Here is a 15,916-nt window from a genome sequence, read left to right as displayed (position 1 = left end):
CTCCTCCGGCTCAGCTGTCGCGGCGGATCCAGCGGAAGCCGAATCGGCAGGCGACGAGCCCCACGACGAGCCAGATCCCGAGCACCAGCGCGACGCCGCCGAGGTCCCAGGACCCGTTCACCTCCGCCTCCTCGAATCCGCTCGGCAGGAACACGGCGCGCATGCCCTGCGCGATCCACTTGAGCGGGAAGACGCTCGCCGTGTTCTGCAGCCAGTCCGGCAGCGTCGTGAACGACAGGTACGACCCCGAGATGAACTGCAGCACGAGCAGCGGCGGCACGATCACGGCGGTCGCGCTCTTGCCCGAGCGGGGCAGCGCGGAGACGGCGATGCCGAGGATGGCCGACGTCGCGACTCCTGCCAGGTAGACCCAGGCGAAGGTCGCCCAGCGCCCGCTGTCGGTGGGCAGCTCGACCGAGAACACCGTCGCCGCGACGAGGAGCAGCAGGGCCGTCTGCGCGAGGCTCGTCACGAGCACCTGGCCGAACTTGCCGATGAAGTAGCTGAAGACCGGCAGCGGTGCTCCCGCGAGGCGCTTGAGCGTGCCGTCGCCGCGCTCGACCGCGATGTCGACGCCCAGGTTCTGGACGCCCGAGAGCAGGATCCCGGCCGCGGCCAGGCCCGGCACGTAGTACTCCGCCATCGGGATGCCCGCGTCCTGCGGGTTCGCCTGCATCACCGCGGTGTCGCCGAACGCGACCGAGAAGATCGTCAGGAGCAGCACCGGGAAGAGGAAGGTGAAGAACACCTGGTCCGGAGCGCGGAAGTACGAGCGGATCTCGTAGCGGGCCCGGGCGAGTCCGAGGCGGACGGTGCGTCCCGGGCCGGTGGAGAGGGTGCGGGGGCGGGTGGCGACGGCGGTCACGCGGGCTCTCCGATCAGGTCGACCGCGTCGCGGTCCTCGCGGATGAGGTCGAGGTAGATGTCCTCGAGGCTGGGGCGGACGACCTCGAGGGCCGTCGGCTCCCCGATCCGGGAGTGCAGCTCGGCGACGGTCCGGGCGGGCTCGGTGGTGCGCAGCCGGTGCAGCACGCCGTCCTCGCGCCACTGCACGATCGGGACGCGCGCCTCGTCCCCTCCGATCGCGCTCATCGGGCCGATGGCCAGGAGCCGCCCGCCGGAGATCACGGCGGCGCGGTCGCCGAGGCGGGCGGCCTCGTCGAGGTAGTGGGTGGTGAGCAGGATGGTCGTGCCCTCGCTCTTGAGCAGGGCGATCAGGTCCCAGAAGGAGTGGCGGGCCTCGGGGTCGAAGCCCGTGGTGGGCTCGTCGAGGAACACCAGCTCGGGGCGGCCGATGATGCCGAGGGCGACGTCGACGCGGCGGCGCTGGCCGCCCGAGAGGCGTCCGATGCGCGAGCGGGCCTTAAACGTCAGCCCGACGGCCTCGATGGTCTCGTCGACGTCGCGCGGTCGCGGATAGAGGCTGGCGAAGTGCGCGATCTGCTCGCGCACCGTCGCGTTGCCGGACTCGCCGCTGGACTGCAGGACGATCCCCAGACGCGCCTTCCACGCCAGGTCGCCGTGGCGCGGGTCGACCCCGAGCACCGACACCTCGCCGCCGGAGCGGTCGCGGTAGCCCTCGAGGATCTCGATGGTCGTCGACTTCCCGGCGCCGTTCGGGCCGAGGAGCGCGAAGGTCTCGCCCCGGTGGATGTCGAAGGAGACTCCCGCGACCGCCGGAGCGCCCCCGTAGTCCTTCCGCAGGTCGCGGACTCGGACGGCGTGGTCTTCGCTCATCGTCACAGCGTGCCCTGTCGCACCCCTCCGGCGACAGTGATCCCCGATTTCCGCCTCCCTCTTGCCCTCCCCGCCCCGAGATGCCACGCACCCCTCATGTGTCGGACAGGCCCGTCGCAGTACCCGCCGTCACCGTGCGGCACGGTCGAGCGGCGACCGGCGTGTCAGCGGATCGTCCGCGGGACGCGTCCCGCTCTCTGCGACGCACCCCCGTCGTCGAGCCGCCGCTGCCGATCGACGGCGCAGGCGGAGGAGGGCTAAACGGTGCCGAAGAGCTGCTGCAAGCGGCGCACGCCCTCGAGGAGCGCGTCGTCGCCGAGGGCGTAGGACAGGCGGAGGTAGCCGCTCGGTCCGAAGGCCTCGCCGGGGACGGTGGCGACCTCGGCCTGCTCGAGGATGAGGTCGGCGAGCTCGAGGGAGGTCGTCGGGGTGGTGCCGTTCCACTCGCGGTTCAGGAGCCCGTTCACGTCGGGGTAGACGTAGAACGCGCCGCCGGGGGTGGGGCACTCGATCCCGTCGATCGCGTTCAGCTCGGCGACGATGGTGCGGCGGCGGCGGTCGAAGGCCAGGCGCATCTCCTCGGCCGGCTCCTGCGGGCCAATGAGAGCGGCGATCGCGGCGCGCTGCGAGATGTTCGAGACGTTGCTCGAGAGGTGCGACTGCAGGTTCGAGGCGCCCTTGATCGCGTCGGCCGGGCCGACCATCCATCCGACGCGCCAGCCGGTCATCGCGTAGGTCTTCGCGACGCCGTTGACGAGGATCGTCCGGTCGCGCAGGGCCGGCACCGCCTCGACGATCGAGGTCGCGTGCTCGAGCGGGCTCGCGTCGTCCTGGTCGCCGGTGGAGTAGACGAGGTTCTGGTAGATCTCGTCGGCGATGATCCAGAGGCCGTGCTCCTCGGCCCACTCGCCGATCTCGCGGGTCTGCTCGGCCGAGTAGACGGCGCCGGTGGGGTTGGAGGGGGAGACGAACAGGAGCACCTTGGTGCGCTCGGTGCGCGCGGCCTCCAGCTGCTCGACCGTGACCAGGTAGCCCTGGTCGGCGCCCGCGAACACGTCCACCTGCACGCCGCCGGCGAGCTTGATCGCCTCGGGGTAGGTGGTCCAGTACGGGGTCGGCACCAGCACCTCGTCGCCGTCGTCGAGGAGGGTCTGGAAGGCCTGGTAGACGGCCTGCTTGCCGCCGTTGGTGACCACGACCTGCGAGGGGTCGACGGCCCATCCGGAGTCGCGCGCCGTCTTCTCCGCGATGGCCGCGCGGAGGTCGGGGAGGCCCGCCGCGGGGGTGTAGCGGTAGTTCCTCGGGTCGAGCACGGCGGCCGAGGCGGCCTCGACGATGTGCTCGGGAGTGAGGAAGTCGGGCTCGCCTGCGGCGTAGGACACGACCGGGCGGCCCTGGGCCTGGAGGGCCTTCGCCTTGGCGTCGACCTTCAGAGTGGCGGACTCGGCGATGGCGGCGATGCGGGCGGAGATGCGCGTGGTGGAGGACACGACGGCCAGCGTATCCTGCGCGCGCATGGGGCTCCGAGGCCCCCCGCCGCTCGGCTGGACACGCCCTGCGGGTCCACGTACACTCGTCCGAGGTAGTCGATCTCTGCCCTCATCCACAGCGCCCGCGAGGGTCGCGGCGGTGGGGCGGCGGGTCGGTCTCCTCCTCGGATGCTCGCAACGGCATCCATAGGGCGGTGGCTCAATTGGTAGAGCAGCGGTCTCCAAAACCGCAGGTTGCAGGTTCGAGCCCTGTCCGCCCTGCACATCGATGCCCGTCGCACGCGGTCCCCGCGACGCTGCGGTCATCGGTCCAGGGCCGCCCATGACGGGCGGTCGGCCACACCGGAGGTTCCGGTGCGGGAAAGGTGCGTGCAGGTGGCCGGGAAAGCAGTCGACGAGCCGAGCGAGGACGTCGTCGCGATCGCCAATCAGCAGCGAGCCGCGCGGCGCAACCCGTTCGCGCGCATCGCCCTCTTCATCCGGCAGGTCATCGCCGAGCTGAAGAAGGTCGTGACGCCCACCCGCAAGGAGCTGGGCAACTACGTCGTGGTCGTGCTGATCTTCGTCGTCATCATGATGGCGCTGGTGTCCTTCCTCGACTGGGTCTTCGCCCTGGCCGTGACGTACGTGTTCGGCACACCCGCCGCCTGACCCGAGAGCATCCGGGCCGCGCGAGCGGAGGGTGCCGGCGACAGCGGGACGCGCCCCGAGGGGCGCGACCGATCGATCGAGAGAGAGTTGTGACGAGTGTCTGACAGAAACCGCGACGACGTCGACTGGGCGACGGCTGCCGAGCAGTCGTCGGAGGTCGAGGAGGAGCAGGAGGGCGACGTCCAGTCGCAGGCTGAGGACGCCGTCGAGCCCGCCGAGCAGGGTGCGCTGAGCATCATCGACGAGAACGAGTCCGAGGACGACCTCGCCTCCGACCTCGAGGCAGCGCTGGACGCCATCGGCTCCGTCGACGACCCCGAGGCCGACTCCGCGGTCGACGAGGCCGCGCACATCGACACCGTCGAGGAGGCCGAAGCGGCCCTCGAGGCCGTCGAGGACGAGGCCGAGGTCGCCGCCGAGGACGCCGAGGCCGCCGGTGAGGACCTCGCCGACATCGACCCGTACGAGGCCTTCCGCACCGAGCTGCGCGGCAAGCCGGGCAAGTGGTACGTCATCCACTCCTACGCCGGCTTCGAGAAGCGCGTGAAGTCCAACATCGAGAACCGCAAGGTCTCGCTCGAGGCCGAGGACTACATCTTCGAGGTCCAGGTCCCGATGGAGGACGTGGTCGAGATCAAGAACGGCCAGCGCAAGATGGTCACCCGGGTGCGCATCCCCGGCTACGTGCTGGTGCGCATGGACCTCAACGAGGACTCGTGGTCGGTCGTCCGCCACACCCCGGGCGTCACCGGCTTCGTGGGCAACGCCCACAACCCGACCCCGCTGCGCTTCGAGGAGGCCTTCACGATGCTGAAGAGCCTCGTCGAGATCAAGGACGTCGCCCCCTCGAAGACTTCCGGCGCCAAGGGCCAGAAGCAGGCCCAGCGCGTGCTGCCCGCCGAGGTCGACTTCGAGATCGGCGAGACGATCACCATCAAGGAGGGCTCGTTCGCGGGTCTTCCCGGCTCGATCAGCGAGATCAAGCCCGAAAGCGGCAAGCTCACCGTGCTCGTCTCGCTCTTCGAGCGCGAGACCCCGGTCGAGCTGTCGTTCGACCAGGTCACCAAGCTCTGACGCGTCGCCTCCGCGCCGCGTGAACGCCCCCTCCGCACGTCGGAGGGGGCGTTCGCCGTTCCGGGCGGCGCCCCCTCCAACGCCGCCCCAAGCGCACCCGGGCGTCGGCCCCTCCTCCGCCCTGTCGGGGGTGGCCCCGCTCGTGTAAGCTCGTACGGGTTTTCGTGTCGGCGCCCGCCTCTGTGCGCGTCGGACGACCCTCCTCCACCGCGATCCGGCACCGTCGGATGCGCGGGAGAGCGGCCGGGAGCCCCCGACCGCTCGAACCCTGAGAAAAGGAATCAGAATGGCCCCCAAGAAGAAGGTCACCGGCCTGATCAAGCTCCAGATCAAGGCCGGCGCGGCCAACCCCGCGCCCCCGATCGGTCCGGCGCTCGGTCAGCACGGCGTCAACATCATGGAGTTCTGCAAGGCGTACAACGCGCAGACCGAGTCGCAGCGCGGCAACGTCATCCCCGTCGAGATCACCGTCTACGAGGACCGCTCGTTCACCTTCGTACTGAAGACCCCGCCCGCGGCGGAGCTCATCAAGAAGGCCGCCGGCGTCGCCAAGGGCTCCTCGACCCCGCACACCGTGAAGGTCGCGAAGCTCACCCAGGCGCAGGTCCGCGAGATCGCCGAGGCGAAGCAGGTCGACCTGAACGCCAACGACATCGACGCCGCCGCGAAGATCATCGCCGGCACCGCCCGCTCGATGGGCATCACGGTCGAGTAGCGCGACGCGCTGCTCGACGGCGGGAGCGACGCGCCCACCGGCGCGGACCCACCGCGGAAGCCTCGAGAACCCGACGGCGGCCCCTCAGCGGGGTCGCGCGCCCGGGCCGGAAGCGCCTCCGCAGGACCTCTCCGCCTCCCGCGAGCAGCAGTCACGGCCGCGATCGCGGCACCACCAGAACTCCATCACCCCCGTGGGAGAGCCCGCCAGGCTCTAGAACCACATTCTCGTTTCAAGGAGAAACAACATGGCACAGAAGTCGAAGGCCTACCGGGCCGCCGCGGCCAAGCTCGAAGAGGGCAAGTTCTACACGGCCGACGAGGCCGTCGCGCTCGCCCGCGAGACCGGTTCCGCCAAGTTCAACAGCACCGTCGAGGTCGCCCTCAAGCTCGGTGTCGACCCCCGCAAGGCCGACCAGATGGTCCGCGGCACGGTCATCCTGCCCCACGGCACGGGCAAGACCGCCCGCGTCATCGTGTTCGCGACCGGTCCGGCCGCCGAGGCCGCGCTGGCCGCCGGTGCCGACGAGGTCGGCGGCGCCGAGCTCATCGAGAAGGTCGCGGGCGGGTACACCTCGTTCGACTCCGCCGTCTCGACCCCGGAGCTCATGGGCCAGGTCGGCCGTCTCGGAAAGGTGCTCGGCCCCCGCGGCCTCATGCCCAACCCGAAGACCGGCACCGTGACCCCGGACGTGGCGAAGGCCGTGACCGAGATCAAGGGCGGAAAGATCGAGTTCCGCGTCGACAAGCACGCCAACGTGCACCTCGTCGTGGGCAAGGCCGCGTTCACCGAGGAGCAGCTCCAGGAGAACTTCAAGACCGCGCTCGACGAGATCCTCCGCCTCAAGCCGTCCTCCTCGAAGGGCCGCTACATCCAGAAGGCCGCCGTCTCGACGACCTTCGGCCCCGGCATCCCGCTGGACGTCAACGTCCTGGCCTGAGCCGAGCACGCACTGACGTGAGGAGGGGGTCCGCTTCGGCGGGCCCCCTCCTTCGTCGTCCCGGCATACTGGACCGGTGATCCGCCGCTCCGCTCCGCCGCGCCTCCCGTGACCGTCCGCCGCGCGTCGGCCGCCGACGCCGAGGCCCTGGCCGAGCTGGCCGCCGCGACCTTCCCGCTGGCCTGCCCGCCGCACACCACCGCGGAGGCGAAGGCCGAGTTCGTGCGCACCGTGCTCTCGGTCGAGCGCTTCCGCGACCACCTCGCCGATCCGCTCCGCTCGCTCCTGGTCGACGACGACTCCGGCGCGCTGACCGGCTACGCGATGCTCGTGCGCGGGGAGCCCGCCGACGCCGACGTCGTCGCGGCGATCCGGCTGCGTCCGACCGTCGAGCTCAGCAAGTTCTACCTCCTGCCCGGCCGGCACGGCTCCGGAGCGGCGGCCGCGCTGATGGCCGCGACCCTCGAGGAGGCGCGGGCTCACGGTGCCGCGGGCGTCTGGCTCGGCGTCAACGAGGAGAACGCGCGTGCTCAGCGCTTCTACTCCAAGCACGGCTTCGCGGTCGTCGGCCGCAAGCGCTTCCTCGTCGGCGACCGCTGGGAGGACGACTTCGTCCTCGAGCGCTCTCTCGCCTGACCCTCCCCGCGAGACGCCACCCGGGCACGCGACGCGCTCCGCGTCGCGTACCGGAGCGGCCTCTCGCGGAGATCAGCCCTCGGAGACGGTGAGGACGATCTTGCCGCGGGTGTGGCCCGTCTCGAGCTGCTCGTGCGCCTCGCAGGCGCGGGCGAGAGGGAAGATGCCGTCGATGAAGACGCGGACGTCGCCCGACTCGAGCAGGCGCGAGACCACGCCGAGGGTCGCCCCGTCGGGAGCGACGCGGTAGGTGGAGGCGCGCACGCCCGCAGCGGCCGCCTCCTCGAAGAACCCGGGCCAGCTCCCGGTGGGCGCGTTCACGATCAGGCCCCCGGGGCGGAGGACCCTCAGCGAGCGCGAGCCCGTGTCGTCGTGGACGTTGCCGACCAGATCGATGACCACGTCGACGCCGGACAGCAGCTCGTCGAAGCGCTCGGCCGTGTGGTCGATCACCTGCGCGGCGCCGAGCTCGTGCAGCCACTGCAGGTTGCGGGTCGAGCCGGTCGCGATCACCGAGGCGCCGAAGTAGGCGGCGAACTGCACCGCGAAGTGGCCGACTCCGCCCGACCCGGCGTGGATGAGGATCCGCTGGCCCTCGTGCGCCTTGGCGAGCTCGACGACCATGCCCCAGGCGGTGAGCGCCGCGAGCGGGACGCCGGCCGCCTCCACGTGCGAGAGCGTCGACGGCTTCCGCGCGATGGAGACGCTCGGCACGCTGACGTACTCCGCGTAGGAGCCCGAGTAGCGCGGCACCATGACGAAGCCGTAGACCTCGTCGCCCGGCCGCAGCGGATGCGCCGGGTAGGGGCTCGAGACGACGACGCCCGAGAAGTCGTGGCCGAGGACCGCCGGGTAGGAGGCGATCTGCGAGGCGACCCCCTGTCCCGCGCGCGTCTTCGCGTCGAGCGGGTTCACGCCGGCCGCGACCACCTTCACGGTGAACTCGGCGTTGATGGCGGAGGGGGTCGGCACGGTCGCCAGGTGCAGGGCGGAGGCGTCGCCCGGCGCGTCGATCACCGCCGCCGTCATCGTGTCGGGGAGGACGACCTCCTCCGGAATCTCGCCGATCGCGAGGCCGTGCCCGAGCGCGCTGGTGTGCATCGTCGCCTTTCCTGTCGCTGAGGCGTGCGGGTGGAGCGTGCCGAGGACGTCGCCCCCGATCCCCGCATCCGACGCCGCGACCAGTCAATCGAGGCAATGAGTCGGCGCTGTTACGGGGGTGTCACCCTCGGGAGAAGATTGGCGCGCGGAGCCGCGGGCGCCCGGTCTGGCACGATGAGGGGATGCGACGCCGACGTACCCTGCTGGTCGGCGGTGCCCTCCTTGTCCTGGCCGGGCTCGTGGTCCTCCTGGCCGCCCGGATCAGCATCGGCACCAGCCGCTGGGTCTACGTCAGCGAGATGGGCGCGCCGGACCTGCCGACGGCGGGCGCCTTCGAGGCCGCTCTTCTGCTCGTGGCGGCCGGCGGCGCGCTGATCGCCGCGGGCGCCTGGCCGGTGCGCGCCCGCCTGCTCCCCGCCCTCCGCCCGGCGGGCGCGATCCTCCTGGCGGCCGCCTGCTTCGCGCTCGCCTCGCAGGTGACCTGCACGGCGGGCTGCCCGCTGCCGGTCGGGCCGGCCTTCCGCTGGCAGGACCTCATCCACACCTCGGCCGCCGTGCTCGGCTTCGGGGCCGCCTGCGCCGCGATGCTCCAGCTGGCGACCGTGCGGGGGCGCCCTGCGGTCGCGCGGCTCTCGCTCGCCGCCGGGATCTCGGTGGCGGTCGTCGCCGGGACGGGCGGGATCCTGTCGCTCCTGCGCGTGTGGCTGCGGCTCGGCGGGACGCTCGAGTTCGTGGCGACGGCGATCGCAGTGCTCTGGCTCGCGTTCGTCGGCCTGGTGCTCGCGCTCGAGGACCTCAGCGCTGAGCGAGCCAGCCGCGGACGTGCCCGCGGATCCGGTCCTGCTGAGCGGCGAAGCCCTCGTCCCGCGACGGCACCCGCTCGCAGTCCGCATCCGGAAGAGCCCTAGCCCACGCCTCCGCGACCTCGACCGGGTGCACGGGGTCGCGCTCGGCCGCGATCACCAGGGTGCGCGCGATGACCTCGCCCAGCTCTCCGGAGTCTCGGTAGGCGGCGTTCCGCGGGATCTGGGCGAGCCGGACGGCGCGCTCGGCCGCCCGCGGGGAGCGGAACTGCAGCGTCAGCGCCTCCGCCGACGCGGGGGACACCTCGGCGGCGCGCGCGAACAGGCCCGAGGCGCGGAACATCCGCTCGCCGCGCTTCGCTCCGTGGTCGTGCAGCAGCTGCGCGATGACGGGGAACACGGTGAGGTTCTCGGGCAGCGGCTCGGCGGTGAAGGCGGGGCGCACGAAGACGGCGCGGTCGATCGGCAGCACGCGTCGGACCGCGAGGCGCAGGGCGATCGCCGCGCCCATCGAGATGCCGAGCACCGTGAGCGGCTTGTGCGCGGCTCCGGCCCGCACGACCTCCTCCGTCACCTCGTCGGCCAGCGCCTCGAGGGCGAAGTCGCCGGGCGCGCCGAGCAGCTCGGAGGCGCCGTGGGCGCGGACGTCCGGAGCGATGACCTCGCTGCCGGCGGGGAGGGCGGAGCGCAGCAGCCCCAGCGGCTGGGAGCGGTCGCCGCCCAGGCCGTGCAGGAGGAGGACCGTCACCGGGCGCGCGTCCGCTCGTGCAGCTCGGCCATCAGCATCCCCGCCAGGCGGACGAGGATGTGGATCTCGTCCTCGTCGCGGTCGACCCAGCGGGAGTTCGGCTCGCCCTCGATCGGCACGAAGTCGCGGTGCTGCTCCCAGACGACGAGCGTGCGCTCGGCGCCGAGGACGTACTGCTGCCAGAAGACCTGCCGCAGGTAGTGGCGCGGGATGCTCCGCCACGGCTTCGTCGTGGTCTTGATCTCGCAGAGCTCGAGCCGGCCGTCCTCGCGGAGGCCGATGCCGTCGGGCGTGGCGAGGTGGCGCCGCTCCTGGCTTGCGTGGAAGAGGGTGCTGCTGGGCTCGATCGCGTGCTCGCTCCGCACCCAGGCGGCGATCTCGGGCTCGCGGGCGCGGCCGTGATCGGTGAAGGCGTTGCCGCCGAAGCCGGTGCCGTAGAGCTTGTCGAGCGCGGCCCTGCCGATCGCGGCGGGGGAGGAGAGGCGGGCGACGTCGGTCGCCGTGATGCCGCGCGAGCGGGCGCGGAGCCAGGCGACGCGGTCCGAGGAGTCGGCGACGACCCTCCGGAGGTGCGGGGGCTCGGCGTCCGTGAAGACGGGCTGCGTCTCCCAGGGGAAGGAGAGCTGCAGGTCGGGCACCGATTCATTCTCTGCCCCCTGCGGCGCCCGGTCGAATCGGCACGCCGACCCGCGGCGTCTCACCGGGGCGGGACGGCTCGCGCCGGCGGCTCAGGCGTCGAGGAAGGCGTCGACGTGCGCGGGGGAGAGGAGGTGGCGCCGGACCATCAGGGCGGCACCGCGGACGCCTCCGCCCTGGGCCGCGGCCTGCACGATGTCGAGCGCGCGGGTCGCCAGGGGGAGGGAGCGGCGGTAGACGACCTCGCGGACCCCGGCGAGGACCTCGTGGCTGGCCTGGGCGATGCTGCCACCGACGACGATGACGGACGGATTCAGGAGGTTCACGCAGGTGGCGAGCACCTCGCCGATGTCGCGGCCGGCGGCGCGCGTGAGCTCGACGGTGGTGGGGTCCCCGCCGGTCAGCAGGGTGACGACGTCGGAGGTGCTGGCGGCGTCGATCCCGGACTCGGTCAGCCGGCGGGCGATCGCCGAGCCGCTCGCGATCGCCTCGAGGTCGGCCTCGCCGCGGTCGCCGGGGACCTGCACGTGGCCCAGGTCGCCCGCGGCTCCGAGGGCTCCGCGCTGCAGGGCCCCGCCGCTGACGATCCCGGCTCCGATGCCGGTGGAGACCTTCACGTAGAGGAGGTCGTCGACGTCGGCGTAGTGGTCGGCGTGCTCGCCGAGCGCCAGCAGGTTCACGTCGTTGTCGACGAGGACGGGCACGGGGAGGCGGCGGCCGACGAACTCCGGGATGTCGAAGCGGTCCCAGCCGGGCATGATCGGCGGCTTAACCGGGCGGCCCGTCGCGTGCTCGACGGGTCCGGGGACGCCGACGCCGACTCCCGCGAGCGGGCCGGCCGCCGGAGTCCGGCCGAGCAGGGCCGCGGCGACGTCGAGGGCGTGGCCGAGGACGGCGAGGGGGCCGTCGGCGATGGCGATGCTCTCGCGGCGGCGGGCGAGGACCGTGCCGTCGAGGTCGGTCAGGGCGACGACGGCGTGCGCGGCGCCCAGGTCGACGGCGAGGAGGCTGCGCGCCCGGGGGTCGAAGGCCACGCGGGCGGCGGGGCGGCCTCCGGAGGAGGGGGCGTCGTCCTGCCGGGCGACCAGGCCGGAGGCGGTGAGGACGTCGAGCTGAGCGGAGACGGCCGCGCGCGGCAGGCCCGTCTCGGCGACCACGTCGGCCCGCGTCCGGGGCGCCCCGTCGGCCAGCAGGAGCAGCAGCTCGCCGACCGCGCTGACGGTGATGCGGCGGCGCGGGGACATGGCCAGAGTCAACCACAGCGCCCGTGCTTCTGTGCGGCGGGTGCCCGACTTGGCGGGCGCGCAGGGCTAGTTTTGCTTGTCCGTGAGCAAAAGTCCGCGTAGGGTTCGAGGCACACCTTCCGATGCGATCAGGAGCCCCACCGGTGGCCACACCCCCAGACCTCTCTGTCCAGCTGTACTCGGTGCGCGAGCCGCTCGCGGCCGATCTGCCCGCCACCCTCGACCGCCTCGCGGCGATCGGCTTCACCACGGTCGAGCTCTTCGGGTTCGTCGACCTGGCCGACGCCTACCGCGCGGCGCTCCCGGCCAGCGGACTGCGCGCTCCCAGCGCCCACGCGCGCCTCCTCGGCCCGCAGGGCGACGCCACCGTCGACGAGATCCTCGACACGGCCGCCTCGCTCGGCGTCGAGACCGTGATCGACCCCTTCGTCGACCCGACCCGCTGGACCACCGCGGACGACGTCGCCCGCATCGCCGACGAGCTGAACGCGCTGGTCGACTCCGCCGCCGCCCGCGGCCTGGTGCTCGGCTACCACAACCACGCCTTCGAGTTCGAGAACCGCGTCGACGGCCGCAGCGCCTTCGAGCACCTTGCGAGCCTGCTCGACCCGCGCATGGTCCTCGAGCTCGACACCTACTGGGCGGCCGTCGGCGGCGACGACCCGGTCGAGGTGCTCGGACGCCTCGGCGACCAGGTGCGCTTCCTGCACGTGAAGGACGGCCCGATCTCGGCCGACACCCAGGAGCAGCTGCCCGCGGGCGAGGGCGCGATGGACGTCCCGGCGATCCTCGCCGCCGCTCCGCAGGCCCTGCCCGTGCTGGAGTTCGACGCCTACGCCGGCGACATCTTCGAGGGCCTGGAGTCGGCCCACCGCTACGTCTCGGGGCTCGGCGCATGAGCGGCACCGGCCGCGTGGGCGTCGGCGTCATCGGCGCCGGCAACATCAGCACCCAGTACCTGACCAACCTCACCGTCTTCCCCGACCTCGAGGTGCTCTTCGTCGCCGACATCGACCTCGAGCGGGCGAGGACCCAGGCCGAGGCCTTCGGCGTCCCCGCCTCCGGCACCGTCGAGGAGCTCCTCGCGCACGAGGGCATCGAGATCGTCGTGAACCTCACGATCCCGGCCGCGCACGTCGAGGTCGCGCGCCGCGCGGTCGAGGCGGGCAAGCACGTGTGGACCGAGAAGCCCTTCTCGCTCGACCGCGACAGCGGGATCGAGCTGCTCGCGCTGGCGAAGGAGAAGGGGCTGCGCGTCGCGACCGCTCCCGACACCTTCCTGGGCGCGGGCCTCCAGACGGCGCAGCGCGTGATCGAGAGCGGAGCCATCGGCACGCCGCTCTCGGCCCTCACCCTCTTCCAGGGCCCCGGCCCCGAGTCGTGGCACCCGAACCCGGAGTTCTTCTTCGCCGAGGGCGGCGGACCGCTGCTGGACATGGGCCCGTACTACATCACCACGCTCGTGCAGAACCTCGGCCCCGTCGAGAGCGTCACCGCCGTCTCATCCCAGGCCCGCGCCACCCGCGTGGTGGGCTCCGGCCCGAAGGAGGGCACCGAGTTCCCGGTGACCATCCCGACGCACATCGGCGGGCTGCTCCGCTTCGAGTCCGGGGCCTCGGCCCAGGGCGTGTGGAGCTTCGAGTCGAGCCTGCCGCGCACCGGCTTCGTCGAGATCAACGGCTCCGAGGGCACCCTCGTCCTCCCCGACCCGAACCAGCACGACGGAGAGATCACCCTGCACCGCCGCGGGTCCGCCGAGCCGGAGGTCATCGCGGCGACCGGCTCGACCGCCTCCCGCGGCACCGGCGTGCTCGAGCTCGCCCGCGCGATCCGAGCCGACCGCCCCGAGGCCGCCTCCGGAGACCTCGCGTACCACGTCACCGACGTGATGCTCTCGCTGCTCGAGGCCGCCGAGACCGGCGAGAAGGTCCTCGTCACGAGCTCCGTGACGCCCCGCCCCGCACTGCCCGAGAGCTGGGACCCGACCGAAGCGACCCTCTCCTGATGCCCGCGCCCCTGCGCGTCGGCGTGCTCGGCGGCGGCTTCATGGCGGCCGTGCACAGCCGCGCGGCCCGCAGCGCCGGAGCGGTGCTCGCCGGAGTCGCCTCCTCCACCCCGGAGAAGGGCGAGCGGGCGGCGGCCGAGCTCGGCGTCGAGCGCGCCTACCCGGACGCCCGGGCCCTGATCGAGGACGAGAGCATCGACCTCGTGCACGTCTGCACCCCGAACGCCACGCACGCCGCACTCGCGCTCGCGGCGATCGAGGCGGGCAAGCACGTGGTCTGCGAGAAGCCGCTCGCCGCGACGCTGCGGGAGGCGGAGTCGCTCGCTGCGGCCGCGTCCTCCGCCGGCGTGGTGGCGACCGTCCCGTTCGCCTACCGCTTCCACCCGATGGTGCGCGAGGCCCGTGCCCGCGTCGCCTCCGGCGAGACCGGCCGCCTGGTCACCGTCCGCGGGAGCTACCTCCAGGACTGGCTGCTGGGCGCCTCCGACGACAACTGGCGCGTCGACCCGGCCGCCGGCGGCCGCTCGCGCGCCTTCGGCGACATCGGCTCGCACCTGGTCGATCTGCTGGAGTTCGTCACCGGCGACCGGATCGACTCGCTCGCCGCGATCACGAGCACCGTCCACGCCGAGCGCGGCGGCCGCCCGGTGACCACCGAGGACGTGGCCGGCCTGATCGTCCGGCTCGAGGGCGGCGCCGTCGGCACGCTCCTCGTCTCGCAGGTCACCGCGGGCCACCGCAACGAGCTGGTGCTCGAGGTGTCCGGGCTGGAGGAGTCGCTGCGCTTCGAGCAGGAGCTCCCCGAGACGCTGTGGGTCGGCCGGCGCGACAGCGCCCTGCTGGTGCCGCGCGACGCCTCGATCCTCGCGCCCGATGCGGCCCGGCTCTCGATCGTGCCGAGCGGTCATCCGATGGGCTACCAGGACGCCTTCACGGCGTTCGCCCGCGACACCTACGCCGCCGTGGCGGGCGCCGACGTGGAGGGTCTGCCGACCTTCGCCGACGGCCTCCGCGCGGCGCGCATCACCGAGGCCGTGCTCGACGCGGCCGAGACAGGCGCCTGGGTGACCGTGCCCGCCGCCGACGACCGGACGGAGATCGCCGCATGAGCGACGAGAAGACCTACCCCGCCACCCACCCCGTGACGCTGTTCACCGGGCAGTGGGCCGATCTGCCCTTCGAGGAGGTCGCCCGACTCGCCGCCGAGTGGGGCTACGACGGACTCGAGATCGCGGCCTCGGGCGACCACCTCGACCTCAAGCGCGCGGACGAGGACGACGCCTACGCCGCCTCGCGCCTGGAGATCCTCGACCGCTACGGCCTCGAGGTCTTCGCCATCTCGAACCACCTCACCGGCCAGGCCGTCTGCGACGACCCGATCGACTTCCGCCACAAGGCACTCGTGCGCGACTACACCTGGGGCGACGGCGACGCGGAGGGGGTGCGGCAGCGCGCCGCCGAGGACATGAAGCGCTCGGCGCGGGTCGCCCGCAAGCTCGGCGTGGACGTGGTCGTCGGCTTCACCGGCTCGAAGATCTGGCCCTACGTGGCGCAGTTCCCGCCGGTCCCGGCCTCCGTCATCGACGAGGGGTACGAGGACTTCGCGACCCGCTGGAACCCGATCCTCGACGAGTTCGACGCGAACGGCGTGGTCTACGCGCACGAGGTGCACCCGTCCGAGATCGCCTACGACTACTGGTCGAGCGTGCGCACCCTCGAGGCGATCGGGCACCGCCCGGCCTTCGGCTTCAACTGGGACCCGTCGCACATGATGTGGCAGGACATCGACCCGGTCGGCTTCATCGTCGACTTCAAGGACCGGATCTACCACGTCGACTGCAAGGACACCCGCCTGCGCCCGAAGAACGGCCGCGCCGGCGTGCTCGGCTCGCACCTGCCCTGGGGCGACCCGCGCCGCGGCTGGGACTTCGTCTCGACGGGGCACGGCGACGTCCCGTGGGAGGACGCGTTCCGGGCGCTGGAGTCGATCGGCTACTCCGGCCCGATCTCCATCGAGTGGGAGGACGCCGGGATGGACCGCCTCCACGGCGCGAAGGAGGCCGTCGGCTTCATCCGCTCGCTGCTCTGGAGGACCCCGACCGCGTCGTTCGACGCCGCGTTCTCGAACCAGTAGCC

17 protein-coding genes and 1 tRNA gene are annotated in these 15,916 nt (G+C 72.6%); 11 read left to right on the top strand and 7 right to left on the bottom strand.

Annotation, left to right across the window (positions count from 1 at the left end; all coding sequences use genetic code 11):
* Positions 1-10: 10 nt before the first annotated feature.
* The 3 genes from GTU71_RS08755 to GTU71_RS08745 form a co-directional block, all read right to left on the bottom strand.
* Entirely contained in the window at positions 11-865 is an 855-nt protein-coding gene (locus tag GTU71_RS08755) for an ABC transporter permease (protein WP_159939689.1), read from the bottom strand.
* Positions 862-1,737: an ABC transporter ATP-binding protein gene (locus GTU71_RS08750; RefSeq protein ID WP_159939688.1), complete on the bottom strand. Its 876-nt coding sequence runs from the start codon at positions 1,735-1,737 to the stop codon at positions 862-864. Before GTU71_RS08750 ends, GTU71_RS08755 begins: the two co-directional genes overlap by 4 nt.
* 257 nt (positions 1,738-1,994) lie before the next feature.
* Positions 1,995-3,227 (bottom strand): pyridoxal phosphate-dependent aminotransferase, encoded by a 1,233-nt coding sequence (locus tag GTU71_RS08745; protein WP_244230511.1) that lies wholly within the window; start codon positions 3,225-3,227, stop codon positions 1,995-1,997.
* Between the two features lie 188 nt (positions 3,228-3,415).
* Between GTU71_RS08745 and GTU71_RS08740 the strand changes: the two genes are divergently transcribed.
* The 6 genes from GTU71_RS08740 to GTU71_RS08715 all read left to right on the top strand — a co-directional run bounded on the left by GTU71_RS08740 (position 3,416) and on the right by GTU71_RS08715 (position 7,243).
* A tRNA-Trp gene (locus GTU71_RS08740) sits at positions 3,416-3,488 on the top strand.
* A 114-nt stretch (positions 3,489-3,602) separates the two neighbouring features.
* Entirely contained in the window at positions 3,603-3,878 is a 276-nt protein-coding gene (gene secE, locus GTU71_RS08735) for a preprotein translocase subunit SecE (RefSeq protein WP_068208793.1), read from the top strand.
* Positions 3,879-3,974: 96 nt separating this feature from the next.
* Entirely contained in the window at positions 3,975-4,952 is a 978-nt protein-coding gene (gene nusG / locus GTU71_RS08730) for a transcription termination/antitermination protein NusG (RefSeq protein ID WP_104234235.1), read from the top strand.
* 286 nt (positions 4,953-5,238) lie between these two features.
* Positions 5,239-5,667, top strand: a complete 429-nt coding sequence (gene rplK, locus GTU71_RS08725; protein WP_104223632.1) for a 50S ribosomal protein L11 — start codon at positions 5,239-5,241, stop codon at positions 5,665-5,667.
* Positions 5,668-5,914: 247 nt separating this feature from the next.
* On the top strand, positions 5,915-6,607 hold the full coding sequence (gene rplA / locus GTU71_RS08720) for a 50S ribosomal protein L1 (protein WP_104223633.1): 693 nt from the start codon (positions 5,915-5,917) through the stop codon (positions 6,605-6,607).
* Positions 6,608-6,715: 108 nt separating this feature from the next.
* The gene (locus tag GTU71_RS08715) at positions 6,716-7,243 is read left to right on the top strand and encodes a GNAT family N-acetyltransferase (RefSeq protein ID WP_104268595.1); all 528 of its coding nucleotides are present in this window, start codon (positions 6,716-6,718) and stop codon (positions 7,241-7,243) included.
* A gap of 72 nt (positions 7,244-7,315) precedes the next feature.
* Here GTU71_RS08715 and GTU71_RS08710 read toward each other — a convergent pair whose 3' ends face one another.
* A complete protein-coding gene (locus GTU71_RS08710) occupies positions 7,316-8,272 on the bottom strand; it encodes an NADP-dependent oxidoreductase (protein ID WP_104223660.1) in 957 nt (318 codons plus the stop codon).
* A gap of 254 nt (positions 8,273-8,526) precedes the next feature.
* On the opposite strand from GTU71_RS08710, the gene GTU71_RS08705 reads away from it, so the two are divergent.
* A complete protein-coding gene (locus GTU71_RS08705; RefSeq protein WP_104223635.1) occupies positions 8,527-9,252 on the top strand; it encodes a DUF998 domain-containing protein in 726 nt (241 codons plus the stop codon).
* Here the strand turns inward: GTU71_RS08705 and GTU71_RS08700 are convergent.
* The 3 genes from GTU71_RS08700 to GTU71_RS08690 form a co-directional block, all read right to left on the bottom strand.
* The gene (locus tag GTU71_RS08700) at positions 9,140-9,895 is read right to left on the bottom strand and encodes an alpha/beta fold hydrolase (RefSeq protein ID WP_159939686.1); all 756 of its coding nucleotides are present in this window, start codon (positions 9,893-9,895) and stop codon (positions 9,140-9,142) included. The two genes, GTU71_RS08705 and GTU71_RS08700, sit on opposite strands and share 113 nt — an antisense overlap.
* A complete protein-coding gene (locus tag GTU71_RS08695; RefSeq protein WP_104238303.1) occupies positions 9,892-10,524 on the bottom strand; it encodes a YqaJ viral recombinase family protein in 633 nt (210 codons plus the stop codon). The genes GTU71_RS08700 and GTU71_RS08695 overlap by 4 nt, the downstream gene beginning before the upstream one ends.
* A 99-nt stretch (positions 10,525-10,623) precedes the next feature.
* The gene (locus GTU71_RS08690) at positions 10,624-11,775 is read right to left on the bottom strand and encodes an ROK family transcriptional regulator (protein WP_104223637.1); all 1,152 of its coding nucleotides are present in this window, start codon (positions 11,773-11,775) and stop codon (positions 10,624-10,626) included.
* A 143-nt stretch (positions 11,776-11,918) separates the two neighbouring features.
* On the opposite strand from GTU71_RS08690, the gene GTU71_RS08685 reads away from it, so the two are divergent.
* The 4 genes from GTU71_RS08685 to GTU71_RS08670 are packed head-to-tail and all read left to right on the top strand — an operon-like array spanning position 11,919 to position 15,914.
* Entirely contained in the window at positions 11,919-12,674 is a 756-nt protein-coding gene (locus GTU71_RS08685; RefSeq protein ID WP_244230510.1) for a sugar phosphate isomerase/epimerase, read from the top strand.
* Positions 12,671-13,780: a Gfo/Idh/MocA family oxidoreductase gene (locus GTU71_RS08680; protein WP_104234231.1), complete on the top strand. Its 1,110-nt coding sequence runs from the start codon at positions 12,671-12,673 to the stop codon at positions 13,778-13,780. The genes GTU71_RS08685 and GTU71_RS08680 overlap by 4 nt, the downstream gene beginning before the upstream one ends.
* The gene (locus GTU71_RS08675; protein ID WP_104282410.1) at positions 13,780-14,889 is read left to right on the top strand and encodes a Gfo/Idh/MocA family oxidoreductase; all 1,110 of its coding nucleotides are present in this window, start codon (positions 13,780-13,782) and stop codon (positions 14,887-14,889) included. Before GTU71_RS08680 ends, GTU71_RS08675 begins: the two co-directional genes overlap by 1 nt.
* Entirely contained in the window at positions 14,886-15,914 is a 1,029-nt protein-coding gene (locus tag GTU71_RS08670) for a sugar phosphate isomerase/epimerase family protein (RefSeq protein ID WP_167299019.1), read from the top strand. The genes GTU71_RS08675 and GTU71_RS08670 overlap by 4 nt, the downstream gene beginning before the upstream one ends.
* The last annotated feature ends 2 nt before the right edge of the window (positions 15,915-15,916 follow it).

Origin of the sequence: Rathayibacter sp. VKM Ac-2762 (assembly GCF_009866585.1) — a bacterium.
Taxonomy (GTDB): Bacteria; Actinomycetota; Actinomycetes; order Actinomycetales; family Microbacteriaceae; genus Rathayibacter.
The sequence above is the reverse complement of the archived record's forward strand: the minus strand, read 5'-3'. Positions and strand labels throughout refer to the sequence as shown.

Coding starts and splice junctions, on each gene's coding strand:
- GTU71_RS08750 (WP_159939688.1), bottom strand. CDS start 1,737: ATGAGCGAAGACCACGCCGTCCGAGTCCGCGACCTGCGGAAGGACTAC.
- rplK (WP_104223632.1), top strand. CDS start 5,239: ATGGCCCCCAAGAAGAAGGTCACCGGCCTGATCAAGCTCCAGATCAAG.
- rplA (WP_104223633.1), top strand. CDS start 5,915: ATGGCACAGAAGTCGAAGGCCTACCGGGCCGCCGCGGCCAAGCTCGAA.
- GTU71_RS08710 (WP_104223660.1), bottom strand. CDS start 8,272: ATGACGGCGGCGGTGATCGACGCGCCGGGCGACGCCTCCGCCCTGCAC.
- GTU71_RS08705 (WP_104223635.1), top strand. CDS start 8,527: ATGCGACGCCGACGTACCCTGCTGGTCGGCGGTGCCCTCCTTGTCCTG.
- GTU71_RS08690 (WP_104223637.1), bottom strand. CDS start 11,775: ATGTCCCCGCGCCGCCGCATCACCGTCAGCGCGGTCGGCGAGCTGCTG.
- GTU71_RS08680 (WP_104234231.1), top strand. CDS start 12,671: ATGAGCGGCACCGGCCGCGTGGGCGTCGGCGTCATCGGCGCCGGCAAC.
- GTU71_RS08675 (WP_104282410.1), top strand. CDS start 13,780: ATGCCCGCGCCCCTGCGCGTCGGCGTGCTCGGCGGCGGCTTCATGGCG.
- GTU71_RS08670 (WP_167299019.1), top strand. CDS start 14,886: ATGAGCGACGAGAAGACCTACCCCGCCACCCACCCCGTGACGCTGTTC.